A 14,750-nucleotide genomic window follows, 5' to 3' on the forward strand; every position below is an offset into this window, starting at 1 on the left:
TGGCTGTCGTCTCCGTCGAAAGTGTTGTCAGCGGGCTTCGTAGATCCGTTCGTGGCCGTTCACCGCCGCCAGGCGGAACGAGCCGCCGGTCTGTTCGGGCAGGGTGTGCTGCCCGCCGTCGGCGGGGACGCGAAATTCGTGCAGCGCCCGGTACTCCTCGTAGGACAGGGGTTTGCGGGCGGTGATCGCACGGTCGTGGGCGTCGGCGCGCAGCCGGTCGCGGTAGCCGGGAACGACGGTGGCGCAGAAGAATTCGGCGACACAGCCGGAGCCGTAGCTGAGCATGCCGACGTGCTGACCGGCGAGGTCGTCACGGTGGTCGAGCAGCGACGCCAGGGCCAGATACAGCGACGCGGTGTAGCTGTTTCCGATGGTGCGGTTGTAATGCGTGCTGTCGGCGAGCGCGGCCTCGGCGTCTTGCCGAGTCGGGGTCCGTCCGTGTGCGCCGAGCAGATGACGGTGGGCCTTGTAGGCCATCTCGGTGAACGGCTGGTGATAGCAGAAGGCGGTGAAGTCGTCGAGACCGCGGCCGCCGTGACTCAGGTAGTCGGCGTAGGCGTGCTCGGCGGCGTCGAGGTAGCTGGTGACCGACAGTTTGCCGTCGACCACCGGGGTGCTGCGGTGGTTGGGTCGCCAGAAGTCCATCACGTGGCTGGAATGCACGCCGGTGACCGGTTCGAGCACCGCGACGCCGGGATCGGCGGTGACCAGAATCGCGGCGGCCGCGGCGCCCTGGGTGGCCTCGGCGGGGGTGCCGAGGTCGTAGCGGGCGATATCGGTGGCGATGACGAGCACCTGCTGCGCGGGGTCGCGGGCGATGAGCCCGGCGGCGAATTGCAGGCCGGCGGTCGCCGCGTAGCAGGCTTGTTTGAGTTCGACGACGCGGGTGGTGTGCGGCAGCCGCAGCAGGGGGTGCAGGTAGAGACCGGCGGCCTTGGATTGGTCGACGCCTGTCTCGGTGGCCAGCAGCACTGTTCGCAGGGCCTCGGTGCCGTGTCGTTCGAGCACGGGCGCCGCCGCGGCGGCGGCCAGCGTGACGATGTCCTCGTCGCCGGCGGGCACGCTCATGGCGTCCTGCCCGATCCCGCGGTGATACTTGCCGACATCGACGTTCTGGTGGCGGGCGAGGGTGGTGTGGTCGATCATGTAGTGGGTGGTGGCGATGGACAGGTCGCCGATTCCGATGTGCCGGTTGGTCATTGCCCGTTCTCCTTCCACGGTCAGCGGCGTGCGCGTTCGAGTCGGGCGTGAGCGCGCATCAATTCGCCGGGATTGGTCTGTGCTGCGAGCAGGGACAGTTCCCCGCACAGCACGGTGGCGGCCGCGAGGGCGGCGAGCCGGCGGGCGTTCGTGCCCGGCGGTCTCGGCTCGCGGCAACCCAGCCGAGTGAGAGCGTGCTCGACATGGGGGTGGTGTTTGCCGTTGCCGATAGTGCCGACGATCAGGTTGGGCAGCGTGCAGGAGAAGTAGAGGTCGCCGTCGCGGTCGTCGGCGCGGGTGATGCCTTGCGAGCCCTCGACGATGTTGGCCGCGTCCTGTCCGGTGGCGAGGTAGAACCCGAGCAGCATGTTGGCGTAATGCGCGTTCGCGGAACGGATTCCGCCCGCGATCAGGGTGCCGATCAGGTTCTTGCGGGTGTTGAGCGCGGCGATGCGAGCCGCCGTGGTGTGCAGGCGGCGCTCGACGATCTCGCGCGGGACGGTGATCTCCGCGACGACGTTCTTGCCCCGGCCCAGGATGCCGTTGACGGCGCTGGCCTTCTTGTCGGTGCAGTAGTTGCCCGACACCGACACGTAGCGCAAACCCGGGAGGTCGGCGAGGAGTCGTGCGGTGAGCTGGTCGGCGGCCTGAGTGGTCATATTGTGGCCGGCGGCGTCACCGGTGGTGAATTCGAAGCGCAGATAGAGCAGATTTCCGACGATCTGATGGTGCACGTCGATCAGTCGGGCGTGGCGGCTGCCCGCGGCGACGACGTCACGAAGTTCGTCGAACCGCTCTCGGACATGCGCGACGGCGGCGAGAGCGGTTCCCGCGTCATCGGCCTCCACCACGATGGAACGGGTCATTCTGTCGTCGAGAACCGTCGCCACGATGCCGCGATCGACCAGTGCCGACACGGCGGCGCCGCGCCGGACCGACGGCCACAGCGGCGTCTCGAAAGTGGCCAGGGGAACATCGAATTCGCCGGTGACAGTGTTGCCGCCGATGCGCACGGGCCCGAGCCAGGCCATCGGCACCACGGCATGGTCATCGGTAGTTGTGCCGTGCGGAGCGCTCATGCCGGAACTCGCCTTCCGGCCGGGTGCCGCGACGACGCATTGTCCGGTGGGGATTCCGGCGCGCTCGCAGCGCTGCGACGGGCGAAGTGCCGCGTATCGATACCCGCTCCACGGCAATAGGTTTCGACGGAACCAGTCAGCAGCAGGTCACACGTTGTCAGCGAGCGGGGCGTCGCGGCGCCGAGCACCGTCATGATCGAGACGAGGTGATCGAGCCAGTCCCGGATCGTCGTGACGAGCGCGTCGGTGCCTCGGTCGAGCAGGATCGTGAGGAATGCCCCGGCCACTCCGGCCGCACGGGCACCGAGTGCGAGGGCGCGTGCGACGTCGAGCGGTGAGCGAATGCCGCCCGAGGCGAGCAGCGGGATGCGGCCGAGGTCGGCGGACTCGAGCAGACAGGCCGGCGTGGACTGTCCCCAGCCTTCGAGGTAGGAGAAGCCCTGGTCGTCGCGCCGCCGGTTCTCGATGCGCGCGAAGTCGGTGCCGCCGCGTCCGCCGACGTCGGCGGCCGCGACTCCGAGGTCGGCCAGCCGGGCGACGGTGGCGCGGCTGAGGCCGAATCCGACCTCCTTCACGATCACCGGCACGTCCACGGTGGCGGCGATGGCTTCGATCCGCCGTGCCCGGTGCGCGAAGGCGCGGTCGCCCTCGGGCATCACGATCTCCTGGACCGCGTTGAGGTGGATCTGCAGCGCGTCGGCCTCGAGCAGATCGATCGCACGCCGAGCCTGGCCGGGAGTGGTGTTGGCGTTGACGTTCGCGAAGACCACGCCACGCGGGTTGTGTGTGCGCAGGACGCGATAGGTGTCGGCCACCGCGGGGTCGCGCAGGTAGGCGCTCATCGACCCGGCGGCGATCGGTAGTCCGGTCTCGGCGGCCGCGACGGCCAGTTCGCGGTTGATCTCGCCGGTGCGGGCGCTGCCGCCTGTCATGCCGTTGATGAACAGCGGTGCCGGCCAACGACTTCCGGCCACTTCGACGGTCGGGTCCACACCGGCGCGGTCGATGCTCGCGAGTGCGTGATGCACGAAACGCACACCGTCGAAGTCGTTGTCCTCGGCGGGTCGCCGGTGTTGGTCGACCGCCAATCGCACATGGTCGTCCTTGCGGTGGCCGATCGAGTCCGGACGGGTCATCATGCCTCTTTCCACGGAATCGGTGACGGTGATTCCAGACTCGCCCGTTCGGCGTCCGGACAGAACGCACAGCTGCGCATACGTCGAATGTGCGGCGTGCATAGTCGCCGACGCAGGGCGAGGCGGCAGCCGTCAGTGGTGATGATCAGGACGGATGCGGCCGCGAGGAGTCGGGGTGGCGGTACACCCCCAGTGGAATATGCCTGATTCCGGCGGCGGCCCAGCGGTCGATGATCGCGGTGGCCTGTTCGGGGCGAGTGCGATCGACGACGGCGATGCCGCAGTCCCCGCCGCCGGCGCCGGAGGATTTGGCCGCGGCGCCGGCGAGATCGGCCGCGGCGCAGAGCGTGTCGAGTTCGGGGGTGCGGATCCCGAGCGCGGCCATGTCGTCAAGGTCGTCGAGCAGTTCTCGGGCCCTGCGTATCTCGTGCTGAACGCCGATGACGTCATCGGCGTCCAACGCCGTGACCATGCGTTCGACGCAGGCCGTCGTCTCGGCCAGAAACCGCGGATGCGCGCGGATACTCGCGTAGCCGGGGCCCGCGCGCCGCGTCAGCGCCGAGGACGAGGCCGGTTTTCCGGTCCATCCGACCAGCAGGCCGAGGCGGTGCGGCGGCGGCAGCGGGCGGACCGACAATCCCGGCCAGTCCGCGCGCATTGCCTCGGCCACGCCGCCGGTGGCGGCCAGTTCGGCAACGCGGCCACGGTCGGGGCTGCGGTAGGCGATCCACCCGCCCCACGTGGCGGCCGCGACATCGCCGCCCGACGCGCCCGGGTCGACGCCGACGGTGGCGAGCATGGCGAGTCGGTAACGCTCGCCGCGGCCGAGCCGCAGGCGATACCGGTCGGCCAGGGCGGAGACGGTGGCGACCGTGATCGCGGCGCTCGAGCCCAGTCCGAGTTTGTGGCCGGCGCCGTCGGTCAGTTCGGCGCCGGTGGTGGTGGCGGCGAACGGCGTCGGCTGTCCGCCGGCCTCGGCCACGAGCCGTTCCACGATATTCGCGGCCGCCAGGACATAGCGGAAGTTCTCCGGTGTGTGCCCGGTCTCCGGCGTGAGGTCGCCGTCGCGGCGTACGCAGCGCAGCTGTGTTCCGCTACCGAGGTCCGAGGTGAATGTGGTTTCCGCGCAGAGAGTTTCGGTGACCGTGACGGTGACGCAACGGTCCACGGCGACAACGACGGCGGGATGCCCCGGTTGTAGCACGGCGTACTCACCGGCGAGGAAGAGTTTGCCCGGAGCGACACGGCGGATCACGGTTCGGCACCACCGGTCACGGTCACGCCCGGACCCGGGCGTGCGATGCGGATCGACACCAGGTCGCCGAGTTCGCGCAGCGCGACCACCACCCGTGCCGCGTGGTGGCGGGCGCACAGGACCGCGACGTTGGGGCCGGCGTCGATGGTGGCGTAGGCCGGAATGCCGTCCGCCCTGAGCCTGTCGACGCGGTCGAGAATCCGCAGCGACTGCGGCGCGAGGTAGCGGATCGACGGCTGCGCCGCGAGCAGCACCGCGTGCATGCCCAAAGCGTTGTGCTCGGCGATTTGCCCGGCACGCACCAGGTCTCCGGCCGCCAGCGCGGTCCGGACCTGTTCCAGGTCGGTCCGTGTCGCGGCGGCCCACGGCAGGTAGAACGGGGAACTCGCCATCGAGTGGCGCATCGCGGTGCGGCTCGGCAACGTCTTGGGTCCGGCGTCGACGATCGCGATCACCAGAGCGGCGTCCACTGTGTATGGGGTCGGCTCGGCATAACAGCTCTCGTCGCCGGCGGCTCCGAATCCTGTTCCGGCATGCCAGGTGACGAATCCTCCGAAGATCGAGCGGCACGCCGACCCCGACCCGCGTCGCGCCAACCGCGACAAGCCCCGGGCGTCCGATTCGATGCCGTACGCTCTCGCCGCCGCCGCGGCGAGGGCCGCGAAACCGCTTGCGGACGAGGCCAATCCGGCTCCGGTGGGTACGGTGTTGTTTGTTTCCACCCGCGCTCGTTCGGAGCGGCCCGCCTTGTCGCGCACCAGATCGAGGAATCGTTCGACCCGCAGACGCGTCCGCGGGGAGGCGTCCCGCCCGTTCAGCGTCACCGCGTCGACAGCCGCCCTCGGCCGCAGCGTGACCCGGGTGGTGGTGGGGAAGACGTCCAGAGTCATAGAGAGGCTGCCGGTGACCGGCAGGACCAGCGATTCGTCGCGTTTGCCCCAATACTTCACCAACGCCATGTTCGGATAGGCGACCGCGACCGGACCGCCTCGGCCGCCGGCGAAAATGGTTGAGCGGTGGGTGGTTTCGGAGGTACTCATCGGCAATCCTGTGTCATCGGCACGATCCACGTCCGGGCGGCGCCCGCCGCCGCGAGTGCTTCGCGGACGGTCGAGGCGTGCCGCGGTTCGGTCAGCGCGAGCAGACATCCGCCCAGCCCGCCGCCGGTCAGTTTCGCGCCGAGGGCACCCGCCCGCAGTGCGACGTCTATCAGCCGGTCCAGCTGCGGAGTACTGACGCCCAACTCGCGGAGCAATCCTTGAAATTCGTTGAGCCGCACACCCAGTGCCGACAGCTGTCCCGCCTCCAGCTCGGCCGTGGCGGCGTCGGCGAGCCGACCCGCAGAGGTCAGGATCCGGCGGGCGTTCGCGTGATCTTCCGCCAAGACGGCGCGCACGGAGTCGACCGCCGCCCGGGTACAGCCGGCCGCACCGCTGTCTGCCACCACCAGGACGGCATCCGCGATCGGCCGGATCGGTCGGGTGATGCCGGCGTCGAACCGGATCGGTCCCCGCGCGATCGCCGCCGCGGCGTCGACGCCGCTGGCGCGGCCGTGCGCGACCTTTTCACCGACCTGTACGAGGCTGTACAGGGAGCGCTCGTCGAGCGGGATGCCGTAGCGGTCGGCGACGGCGCGGACCGCCGCCGCGGCCGCCGCGGCGCTGGACCCCAGCCCCCGAGCGGGCGGCACAACGCTGCGAATGTGCACCTCGACTCGGTCGGCGCGCGGATCCCAGCGACGTAGTGCCGCCGCGGTCGCCGCTGCCACGCCGGAGCCGGCCGGGACCGTGTCGGCGCTGCAGACGAACTTGCTCTCCATTGTCCCGGCCGACCTCGACGGCGGTGCCGAGAGCGGCTGCATCAGTGCTGAGGCGGTCGAATTATGAAGCACTGCTTCGACTTTCAAGCCGGTCGCGGGAATCGCGATGGCCGGCATCCCATAGACGACGGTGTGCTCACCGAGCAGGATCACCTTCCCGTGCGCGTGGCCTGTCCCGAGTACTCGCTCCGGCGCCGTATCGGTGGAAGTCATGGCCGTGCCAACTCCTGCCTTCCGCGGTCGCGGCCGGCGTCGCGACGGTGCGGTCGTTCGGTGATGGGGACGATGCCGCGATATTCGGCATCCGGTGTCGTTCCAGAATGCTGCCCTCGCCGTAGTAGCCGGAAGACTCCGCTGCGCATGGGCGGCATGCGTGGCCCGCATACTTCCGCCGCGTTCCGGGTCGCGGGATCAGGCGCACGGCCCGTGCACGGCCGCGACCGAGGTATGTGACTCGCGCATGGCGTTCATGCGCGCCGAGGCGCTCGAAGGCGTGGATTGTTGGTCGAAACTTGAACCGGCATGGGAGTTTTCGAGGCGTACAACGCAACGAGTAGGGGAGTCGAATGACCGGAACACTGGCAACAGGCACCCAGATCGACGGCATTCTGGCTCGTGCCCGTCGGCTCTGTGAACCCGCTCTGCGCGAGGCTGTGGAATCCATGCCCGAGCCCTTGCGGCACATGGGGCTCTACCACTTCGGCTGGTCCGATCGGGAGGGAAATCCGACGAACAGCGGGTGGGGCAAAGGATTCCGGTCGGCGCTGGCGTTCGCCTCGGCAACGGCGTGCGGAGCGGAGGCGGCCGCAGCACTACCGGCGGCGGTCGCGGTGGAATTGTTGCACAACTTCACTTTGGTGCACGACGACGTGATGGATGGTGATCGACTGCGGCGTGGTCGTGCCACGGTGTGGGACGTCTGGGGCGCTCCGGCCGCGATCTGCCTCGGCGACGCGTTGCACGCCATGGCTGTTCGGGTGCTGGCCGGCGACCGCGACGCCGACATCGCCGACGCGGCGGTGTCCCGGCTCGAGCTCGCGGCGGTACACGTGTGCCGCGGGCAATGCCAGGACTGCGCTTTCGAAGCCGGCGGCCACGTCGAGATCGACGACTACCTGACCATGGCCGCCGCCAAGACCGGGGTTCTGATGGGCTGCGCATGCGCGCTGGGCGCACTGTTCGCGGCCGGTGCATCGGCGCCGCTCGCTGCGTTCGAGACCTTCGGCCGAGACATCGGTGTGGCATTCCAGATCACCGACGACATCCTGGGCATCTGGGGAGATCCGGCGCGGACCGGCAAGGCGGTCGGCGCGGACGTGATGCGTCGCAAGCGCTCGTTCCCCATCCTGCTTGCTCTGGAATCGGAAACCGCCGCCGGACAGGAACTTTCGCGCCTGTATCACGGCACTGCGCCGATCTCACCGGCCCACGCCACGCGGCTCGCGCGCCTGATGGAGTCGGAAGGGTGCCTGCAACGCTGCGAACGGCGAGCCGACATGCTGGTGCGCACCGCCGTCTCGGCGCTTCCCGGTGACGCGGTCAACACGGACCTGGCGGCGTTGGCGCACTCCGTCGTCCACCGCACGCGCTGACACGGCTTGGTCCACCTCATGCCGTGACGTGTGCGCCGGTGGCAGTCGCCGCTGCCGAAGAGACCGAATGGTCCAGTCCCGCACGTGGAGTCGGCTCGCACCTCGACAGGTCGGCTCGGTGAAGTTTCGGTCGCTTTCCGGATTTTTCGATAGATTCGGGCTATTACTCGTAAGTGCACTCTTGGGAGCTCAATACTGCGGGCGGCGGAGGTCTCCGCGCGCCGCGTAGGGACCGGAACGAGATTGGTTCGGGAGATGACGCTATCGGAAACCACGCACATCGGGCATGTCGCGATGTCGAACCGTAGCCGTGACGTAGAAGACTGTTCCGGCAACGGGTTTCGTCCCCCCGCGCGCCGCGAGACACGTCTCGCGCAGGACGGCGTCACCGTACACCGCAGCGCCTACGGCCCACCACCTCGGATTCCCCAGCTGCCGGTGGCGGCGTGGCGAACCGATGAGATGCGTAACGCCTTGCACAGCAAGGACATCGGCGCCGTGTTGCGCGCGTGGCGGCACCACGAGATCCATGGTCTGCGCCCGATCCCGCAGACGGTGCTCGCTCGGGCGCTGGGCATTACGCAAGGTCAGCTCAGCCGAATCGAGAACGGTCGCAACCGGGTTCGCGACCTCGACAAGCTCAGCCACTACGCGCGGGTGCTCGGAGCCCCGGCCGAGTTGTTGTGGTTCGAACTGGGTGACACCGCAGCGCCGGCCGAGCCGGCCGCGGAGCGGCTCCGACTACCGAACGGCGCCCTCGTCGCAACCTCTGCGCGCGCACCCGGACCGGTCCTCGCCGAGTCGCTGCTGTCCACGCTCGACGAGTACGTGCGCGCCGACCGGCTGGCGGGATCGTCTCCGCTGCTCCCGGTCGTTACTCAGCAGGAGCGGTTCATCGACGATCTCGAGCAGTCGGGCAGCGCGGCTGTCCGCTCGAAATTGCGTGCCGTGCACGCTCGATTCGCCGAATTCCTCGCGTGGCTACACCAGGATTCCGCGAACCTGCCCGCCGCGGCGGAATGGGCCGCGCGTGCCGCGGCACTCGCCCGCGAAGCCGGGGACGACCACCTCCTGTCCTATATCCGCTTACGGCAGAGCAGCGTCGCCGCGGACGTGGGGGATGCGCACGAGACGCTCTATCTCGCCCAGGCGGCACTGCACGATACGGGGGATCTGACGCACCGGCACCGTGCGATGGCGCAGTGTCAGTTCGCCCACGGATACGCCCGTCTCGGCGATGTCGACAACTGCCGCCGTGCTCTCGACCGTGCGACTCGGCACGCCGCGCGACCCGCCGAAGCCGCCGACCTCGCGCGGCACTGCACACCGGACTATGTCGCCATGGAAGCGGCGCTCTGCCTGATCGATATCGGGCACCCCGAACAGGCGATAGATTTGCTGGAACCACGATTGCCGGGTTGGCGTCCGGAGAATCGACGCGACTTCGGCCGGAGCCTGGCTGTTCTCGCCCTTGCTCTGGCTGCCGCCGGAGAGCCCGACCGGGCGGTCGAAGTCGCGCGGCACGCCCTCGTGGTCGTCGCCGAGACCCATTCCGCGCGCACCGAAATCCAGCTCTACCGACTGGTCCGGCAACTGCACGCGACCGGAGCGCACGACCACGCGGCCGAACTTCGCATCGCCCTGCACGGCGCTCTGTAGCCGTCGAGACAAGAGATTCCGCGCGCCGCGGCCGGAGTATTCCGCCGGAGAGGCCCGAGGAAAACTTCCGGTCGGTATTATAAATCGCTCCGAATGAGGCACGGGTATGCGCCCGTCGCATATTTCTTATACATCCTCGAGATCTCGGTAGTTCGCCTGGTCCGCCGGATATCATTGAGCTATCGGCCGGATAATGTCGAGCACGTAATGACGGAGTACGACGCGGCCCTCTACGGCGATGGATTCTACTGATAAGAGGCTGGTGTTTGGATGTGACGAACCCGGGAATTGTCCGATCGACAATCGACTCCGATTCGCGGGCATGTATGCGCTGCGGAACCCGGCTGGCGCGGGACAACAGCACATCTCGGTGTGCTGCCTGTGGCCGGGCCGGTCGGGGCCTCCCGCAACTGCCGGCAGCGGCTTGGCGCAGCGGCGCGATTCGTAACGCCCTGCGCGACAAAGACATAGGCTCCGTGCTGCGTGCGTGGCGGCGTCACGGAGCACACGGGCCGCGGCCCGTCCCGCAAACCGTGCTCGCGCACGAACTCGGAATCACGCAGGCTCAACTGAGCCGAATCGAGAACGGCCGCCATCGCGTCCGAGATCTGGACAAACTCACCCACTACGCACGCACGCTCGGCATACCGACCGAACTGCTGTGGTTCGAACCCGACGATCCGGCGCCGCGTCCGCGGGCGGTGGAGCCGCTGCAACTTCGCAACGGCGCCGAGATCGCCACCGCCACCTCGGTTTCCGAACCCGGGCTCGCCGATTCGCTGCTGGCGACGCTCGACGAGTACGTGCTCGCGGACCGGCTCGCCGGCTCGCGTGCGCTGCTGCCGATCGTCACCCAGCAGGCGAAGTTCATCGAACATCTCCAACACACCGGTCATGCCGGTAGCCGTGCGGAACTGCGCGGCGTGCGAGCCCGCTTCGACGAGTTTCTCGGCTGGTTGCATCAGGATGCCGGAAATCTCCCCGACGCCATTCGTTGCACCGCGCATGCCGGGCGTCTGGCCCAGCGGTCACGCAATTATCAACTCCTGTCCTACATCCGTGCGCGGCAGAGCAGTCTGGCTGCGGACGCCGATGAAGGCCACGCGACGGTGGACCTCGCCCGCTCGGCGCTGCGCGCCCCGGCGGAACTGACACACCGGCAGCGCGCGATGGCGTTGTGCCAGCTCGCCCATGGGCATGCCAGGATCGGCAATTCCGACGACTGCTTGCGTGCGCTCGATCGAGCGGCCCGGCATGCGGCACATCCCGACGCCGACAGCGGCGCTCTCGCCCACCATTGCACGATCGACTACGTCGTCATGGAAACGGCGGACTGCCTCATCGAGCTGGGCCGCCCCGCGCAGGCCATCGAGATCCTCGAACCCCTGCTACCGCATTGGCCGCCCGAGGACCGCCGTGATCTCGGCCGCAGCCTGGCCCTCCTCGCTGTCGCGCTGGCACGGACCGACGATCTCGACCGAGCCCTCGACGTGGCCGAGCACGCACTGGCGATCGCCGCCGAAATTCCCTCGGCGCGAATCGAACGCCCGCTGCATCGCCTCGTTCGCCAGCTGCACATCGCGGGAGAGCCGGAGAAGGCGGCCGAACTCCGGACCGCAGTCGACAATGCACTCTGATTTCGCCGGGTGGCTGTTCCCCGACCGCATGAAAGCCGTTCATTCCGTGCCGGCGCTGGACGAGCGGCTCCGCACCGAGGTTTCGGGACCGCGGATGGCGTCCTCGAGGGCGCGCGCCCGGTGTCAGTGGTTCGGCAGCACCCGGTAGACGATTTCCACCGCACCGCCGTCCAGCGGCCGCGAACTTTCGAATTCCAGGCCGGTCTGTGGATTCAGCGAATCGGTCAGGCGCATGCCGCTGCCGACGAAGAACGGCAGCACCACGAGTTCGAGTTTGTCGACCACACCGAGGGAGCGGTACGTCTCGATCGTGCCGGGGCCGCCGATGAGATGGACGTCGCCGCCGCGGTTGGCCGCGCGGATCTTCTCCAGCAGCCGCTCCGGATCGTCGTCGACGGTCACATCGTCGGGAGTGCCCTCGGGCCGGTGGGAGCCGAGCACGAAGACCTCCAGGTCCGGCCAGGGCCAGCGATCGGCGGTCAGCGCGGGCTCGAAGGTGGTGCGGCCCATCAGGGCGGCCTCGCAGGTTTTCAGGAATTCGGCGATGCCGTGACTGCCCGGACCGTGTGTCGGATCGATGACCTGGGGCGGCCACCCATCCGGAGTCGTCACATAGCCGTCAGCGGACACGCACAGGCGGGCCAGGATTTGCACGAGTTCTTCCTTTCGTCGATTCACAGATGAGACGGCGCGTGTGGTCGGAATTCGTCGGTCGACGCGATCGGCTGCGTCGGCCCCGTCGTGGTGCGCAGTGTTCGGTTGTCGGCGCCCAGTCGCCGAGCCTTGTGCCAGAACAGTTCTGAGCTCCGCGTTCACGACGGATCGTCGCGGGTGCGGTGTGTGCGAAGCCCGTCGATGACGATCGAGAGCAGCCGCGGCCCTCGGGCGTCGAGTTCGGCATCGGGTGGCCGGTCAGTCGATAAGGTCGCGTACTGCTTCGACGACGGTTTCGGGGCGTTCTTCCGGCAGAAAATGCCCGCATTCGACTGTTGCGGTGCGCAGGTCCGTTGTCCACGCCGACCAGAGGGCCTGGGGGTCGAACGGGAGGACGCGCTCGCCGGGGTCTTGCCAGAGCGCGGCGACCGGCATGGCGAGGCGGCGCCCGGCCCGGCGATCCGCCTCGTCGTGGCGGTTGTCGACATACGCGCTCGCGCGATAGTCGGCGCAGACCGCGGCGATCGCCTCGCGGCTGCGGGCGGCGTCCAGATATTCGGCACGGATCGCGGCGGGGATCGCGTCGCGGTCTCGGGTCCAGCTGTCGAGGAAATGCCCGAAGAACAGATCGGGATCGGCTCGAATCATACGTTCGGCGATATCGCCGGGCTGAGCGAGCAGATACAGGTGGAATGCGAAAATTCCCGCCGTCCCGTGCAGGGTGGCCCACATATCGGCCGCCGGCAGGACATCGAGGATCGCCACATGGCTGATCGCCTCGGGGTGATCCAGGCCGGCGCGGAAGGCGACGAGCCCGCCGCGGTCATGTCCGACGAGGGCGAATCTGCGATGGCCCCACGATCGCATGAGCTCGATGATGTCGGTGGCCATCGTTCGTTTGCTGTAGGTGTCGGTGCCAAGTATGTCGGCGGGTTTGTCGCTTTCGCCGTAGCCGCGCAGATCCGGGCAGACCACCCGGTGGTCTCGGGCGAGGTCGGTGGCGACGTGACGCCACGCCAGATGCGTCTGCGGGAATCCGTGCAGGAGCACCACCGGCGCGCCGGAGCCGGCCGTGGCGACGTTGAGCGCGACGTCGCCGACCCGAACGCGGTCGTAGGTGAACTCCGCGATGCTGCCACCCATGCCGGCAGGATAGCCGCGGGCACCGACAATCCGGCGCGGTCGACAGCAAGGCCGGGTGTCAGGCCGCCGTGGGCGCGGATCCGTTTAGGCTGTGGCGAATCCGGTCTTCGAGCTTGTTGATCGCCGCGAGTGACGACCAGGGATCGCTGCAGACGAGGGCGGGGAAGTCCATGCTGTAGGCGATGTAGGCGTGATCGGCCGGGGACCACCACGCCTCGGATCGGAGGCCGAGTAGCTGTTCGTCGACATCGGCGGGGCGCTGAGTTCTCATAGGGCTACTATGCGCAGTCGCGGGCCGCGGAAACCGATGCCGAAGACCTCTGATTCCGGGGACGTCGGTCGGTTCGACGGACTCGCGTTCTTCCCGAGCTTTTCCGTTCCCGAGACGCGCATCGTTCGACCGGTGGGCTCGGTCCCGCCTCGGCGCGTGCTGCGGTCCGAAAAGTGCTGTATGGGACTTTCGGATACGGAGATCGGTGACTTGTCGCGGCGGTACTGACCGGCGTTCCGGCCGCCGTTGGATTGTCGGGCCGATTCGGGATAGCCCGGCATCTCACCGGCTATGTGTTCCGGCGCTGCCGACGATCAGTGTTTCCGTTCTGCCGTGCCGGGGGAAGGTATTTGGTCCAGTCGATGCGGGTGAGCAGGATAACGGCGGTGAGCAGGACGACTTGGAGGCCGATCCCGACCGGCGAGGTGAGCGAATCGAGGAATGTTTCGCCGAGGCTGCGCTCGGCGATGGTGGTGGTCACGGTGAGGTACACCGAATAGCTGACGAGCCTGCCCAGGATGTGCGCGAGGGTGATCGGGAGCAGACGCACACCCATCAGTCCGGCTGCTTCGAACATCTGTGCCGACGGCAGTGGAGAGATCAGAAAGATGGCGAGTCCGCCGAAGGATCGCCCGCGATGGCCCGTGAGGTAATCGCGGGCGGCCTCCAGACTTTCTCGGCGGCGAGAGCTCAGGTGGTCGCGGAGACGGTTGGTGGCGGCGGCGAGCAGGTACCGGCCGGCGCCCGAAGCGCAGGCGCCGAGGACAGCCAGAGCGACCGGCTCGAGGCGCCAATTCAGTCCGAGCAACACCACTACCGCCGCGGTAGGTGGTCCGAAAGCGGGCATCAGATTCACCGCGAACACCACCGCGACGGCAGCCAGGTAGGGAAGCATCGCGTTCACGTGACCCCTCCGGCGAAATCGCTCGAGCATCTACTCGGCGGTACCATCCGGGTCGCGCGGTCGATCGTGTCGATGAGGCGGCCGCGGTCGGGCGAGCTGTCCAGCAGCAATACCGTGACGATCGTCGAGCGCAGTATGGGATCGTATTCCATGCTCCACGTGGACAGCTCCGACTGGGTCGTATGGGTTTCGCGGGGTGTCCATATCGATCGCCATTGCTCAGCGCGTCGGGTCGAATTCACGCACAACCAGTGTGATCGCACCGAAGATCAGCGGCGACGGACCGTTGGCAACGGCGGCGAGGACGAAAGCCCTATCGGTAGAGCAGCCGGCGACCGGCCGGCGTCTCCCGCGACGCCCATCGGTCGAGCAGGGCCTTCGGTCCCCGTCGCGACCGACCC

The 14,750-nt window shown here is 68.4% G+C and carries 14 protein-coding genes; 3 read left to right on the plus strand and 11 right to left on the minus strand.

Features of this window, described 5'->3' with window-relative positions:
- Positions 1-27 precede the first annotated feature (27 nt).
- The 6 genes from IU476_RS34475 to mvk form a co-directional block, all read right to left on the minus strand.
- Complete coding sequence (locus IU476_RS34475) at positions 28-1,200, minus strand: hydroxymethylglutaryl-CoA synthase (RefSeq protein WP_195106536.1); 1,173 nt, start codon at positions 1,198-1,200, stop codon at positions 28-30.
- Positions 1,201-1,220: 20 nt separating this feature from the next.
- On the minus strand, positions 1,221-2,279 hold the full coding sequence (locus IU476_RS34480) for a hydroxymethylglutaryl-coenzyme A reductase family protein (protein ID WP_195106537.1): 1,059 nt from the start codon (positions 2,277-2,279) through the stop codon (positions 1,221-1,223).
- Positions 2,276-3,418: a type 2 isopentenyl-diphosphate Delta-isomerase gene (gene fni, locus IU476_RS34485; RefSeq protein ID WP_228824790.1), complete on the minus strand. Its 1,143-nt coding sequence runs from the start codon at positions 3,416-3,418 to the stop codon at positions 2,276-2,278. The genes IU476_RS34480 and fni overlap by 4 nt, the downstream gene beginning before the upstream one ends.
- Before the next feature lie 142 nt (positions 3,419-3,560).
- Entirely contained in the window at positions 3,561-4,670 is a 1,110-nt protein-coding gene (locus IU476_RS34490; protein WP_195106538.1) for a phosphomevalonate kinase, read from the minus strand.
- Entirely contained in the window at positions 4,667-5,710 is a 1,044-nt protein-coding gene (mvaD, locus tag IU476_RS34495; RefSeq protein ID WP_195106539.1) for a diphosphomevalonate decarboxylase, read from the minus strand. The genes IU476_RS34490 and mvaD overlap by 4 nt, the downstream gene beginning before the upstream one ends.
- Complete coding sequence (gene mvk / locus IU476_RS34500; protein ID WP_195106540.1) at positions 5,707-6,702, minus strand: mevalonate kinase; 996 nt, start codon at positions 6,700-6,702, stop codon at positions 5,707-5,709. The genes mvaD and mvk overlap by 4 nt, the downstream gene beginning before the upstream one ends.
- Positions 6,703-7,172: 470 nt before the next feature.
- Between mvk and IU476_RS34505 the strand changes: the two genes are divergently transcribed.
- From IU476_RS34505 to IU476_RS34515, 3 genes are all read left to right on the plus strand, one after another.
- Entirely contained in the window at positions 7,173-8,081 is a 909-nt protein-coding gene (locus IU476_RS34505; RefSeq protein ID WP_228824797.1) for a polyprenyl synthetase family protein, read from the plus strand.
- A gap of 255 nt (positions 8,082-8,336) precedes the next feature.
- On the plus strand, positions 8,337-9,740 hold the full coding sequence (locus IU476_RS34510; RefSeq protein ID WP_195106542.1) for a helix-turn-helix domain-containing protein: 1,404 nt from the start codon (positions 8,337-8,339) through the stop codon (positions 9,738-9,740).
- Positions 9,741-10,066: 326 nt separating this feature from the next.
- The gene (locus IU476_RS34515; protein WP_500048440.1) at positions 10,067-11,377 is read left to right on the plus strand and encodes a helix-turn-helix domain-containing protein; all 1,311 of its coding nucleotides are present in this window, start codon (positions 10,067-10,069) and stop codon (positions 11,375-11,377) included.
- Between the two features lie 123 nt (positions 11,378-11,500).
- Here IU476_RS34515 and IU476_RS34520 read toward each other — a convergent pair whose 3' ends face one another.
- The 5 genes from IU476_RS34520 to IU476_RS34540 form a co-directional block, all read right to left on the minus strand.
- Positions 11,501-12,031, minus strand: a complete 531-nt coding sequence (locus IU476_RS34520; RefSeq protein WP_195106544.1) for a dihydrofolate reductase family protein — start codon at positions 12,029-12,031, stop codon at positions 11,501-11,503.
- 258 nt (positions 12,032-12,289) lie between these two features.
- Positions 12,290-13,174: an alpha/beta fold hydrolase gene (locus IU476_RS34525; protein ID WP_195106545.1), complete on the minus strand. Its 885-nt coding sequence runs from the start codon at positions 13,172-13,174 to the stop codon at positions 12,290-12,292.
- Positions 13,175-13,232: 58 nt separating this feature from the next.
- On the minus strand, positions 13,233-13,445 hold the full coding sequence (locus IU476_RS34530) for a hypothetical protein (protein WP_195106546.1): 213 nt from the start codon (positions 13,443-13,445) through the stop codon (positions 13,233-13,235).
- A gap of 289 nt (positions 13,446-13,734) precedes the next feature.
- Positions 13,735-14,301 carry a hypothetical protein gene (locus IU476_RS34535; RefSeq protein ID WP_195106547.1) on the minus strand — a complete coding sequence of 189 codons (567 nt, stop codon included), beginning with the start codon at positions 14,299-14,301 and terminating at the stop codon, positions 13,735-13,737.
- A 44-nt stretch (positions 14,302-14,345) separates the two neighbouring features.
- Complete coding sequence (locus IU476_RS34540) at positions 14,346-14,501, minus strand: hypothetical protein (RefSeq protein WP_195106548.1); 156 nt, start codon at positions 14,499-14,501, stop codon at positions 14,346-14,348.
- Positions 14,502-14,750 lie beyond the last annotated feature (249 nt).

Origin of the sequence: Nocardia blacklockiae, from assembly GCF_015477355.1 — a bacterium.
Classification (GTDB): Bacteria; Actinomycetota; Actinomycetes; order Mycobacteriales; family Mycobacteriaceae; genus Nocardia; species Nocardia blacklockiae.

What these genes read in the sequence shown, in the direction of transcription:
- IU476_RS34475 (WP_195106536.1), bottom strand. Translation starts at nt 1,200, where the DNA reads ATGACCAACCGGCACATCGGAATCGGCGACCTGTCCATCGCCACCACC.
- fni (WP_228824790.1), bottom strand. Translation starts at nt 3,418, where the DNA reads ATGATGACCCGTCCGGACTCGATCGGCCACCGCAAGGACGACCATGTG.
- mvk (WP_195106540.1), bottom strand. Translation starts at nt 6,702, where the DNA reads ATGACTTCCACCGATACGGCGCCGGAGCGAGTACTCGGGACAGGCCAC.
- IU476_RS34515 (WP_500048440.1), top strand. Translation starts at nt 10,067, where the DNA reads ATGCGCTGCGGAACCCGGCTGGCGCGGGACAACAGCACATCTCGGTGT.
- IU476_RS34530 (WP_195106546.1), bottom strand. Translation starts at nt 13,445, where the DNA reads ATGAGAACTCAGCGCCCCGCCGATGTCGACGAACAGCTACTCGGCCTC.
- IU476_RS34525 (WP_195106545.1), bottom strand. Translation starts at nt 13,174, where the DNA reads ATGGGTGGCAGCATCGCGGAGTTCACCTACGACCGCGTTCGGGTCGGC.
- IU476_RS34480 (WP_195106537.1), bottom strand. Translation starts at nt 2,279, where the DNA reads ATGAGCGCTCCGCACGGCACAACTACCGATGACCATGCCGTGGTGCCG.
- IU476_RS34510 (WP_195106542.1), top strand. Translation starts at nt 8,337, where the DNA reads ATGACGCTATCGGAAACCACGCACATCGGGCATGTCGCGATGTCGAAC.
- mvaD (WP_195106539.1), bottom strand. Translation starts at nt 5,710, where the DNA reads ATGAGTACCTCCGAAACCACCCACCGCTCAACCATTTTCGCCGGCGGC.
- IU476_RS34540 (WP_195106548.1), bottom strand. Translation starts at nt 14,501, where the DNA reads ATGGAATACGATCCCATACTGCGCTCGACGATCGTCACGGTATTGCTG.
- IU476_RS34505 (WP_228824797.1), top strand. Translation starts at nt 7,173, where the DNA reads ATGGGGCTCTACCACTTCGGCTGGTCCGATCGGGAGGGAAATCCGACG.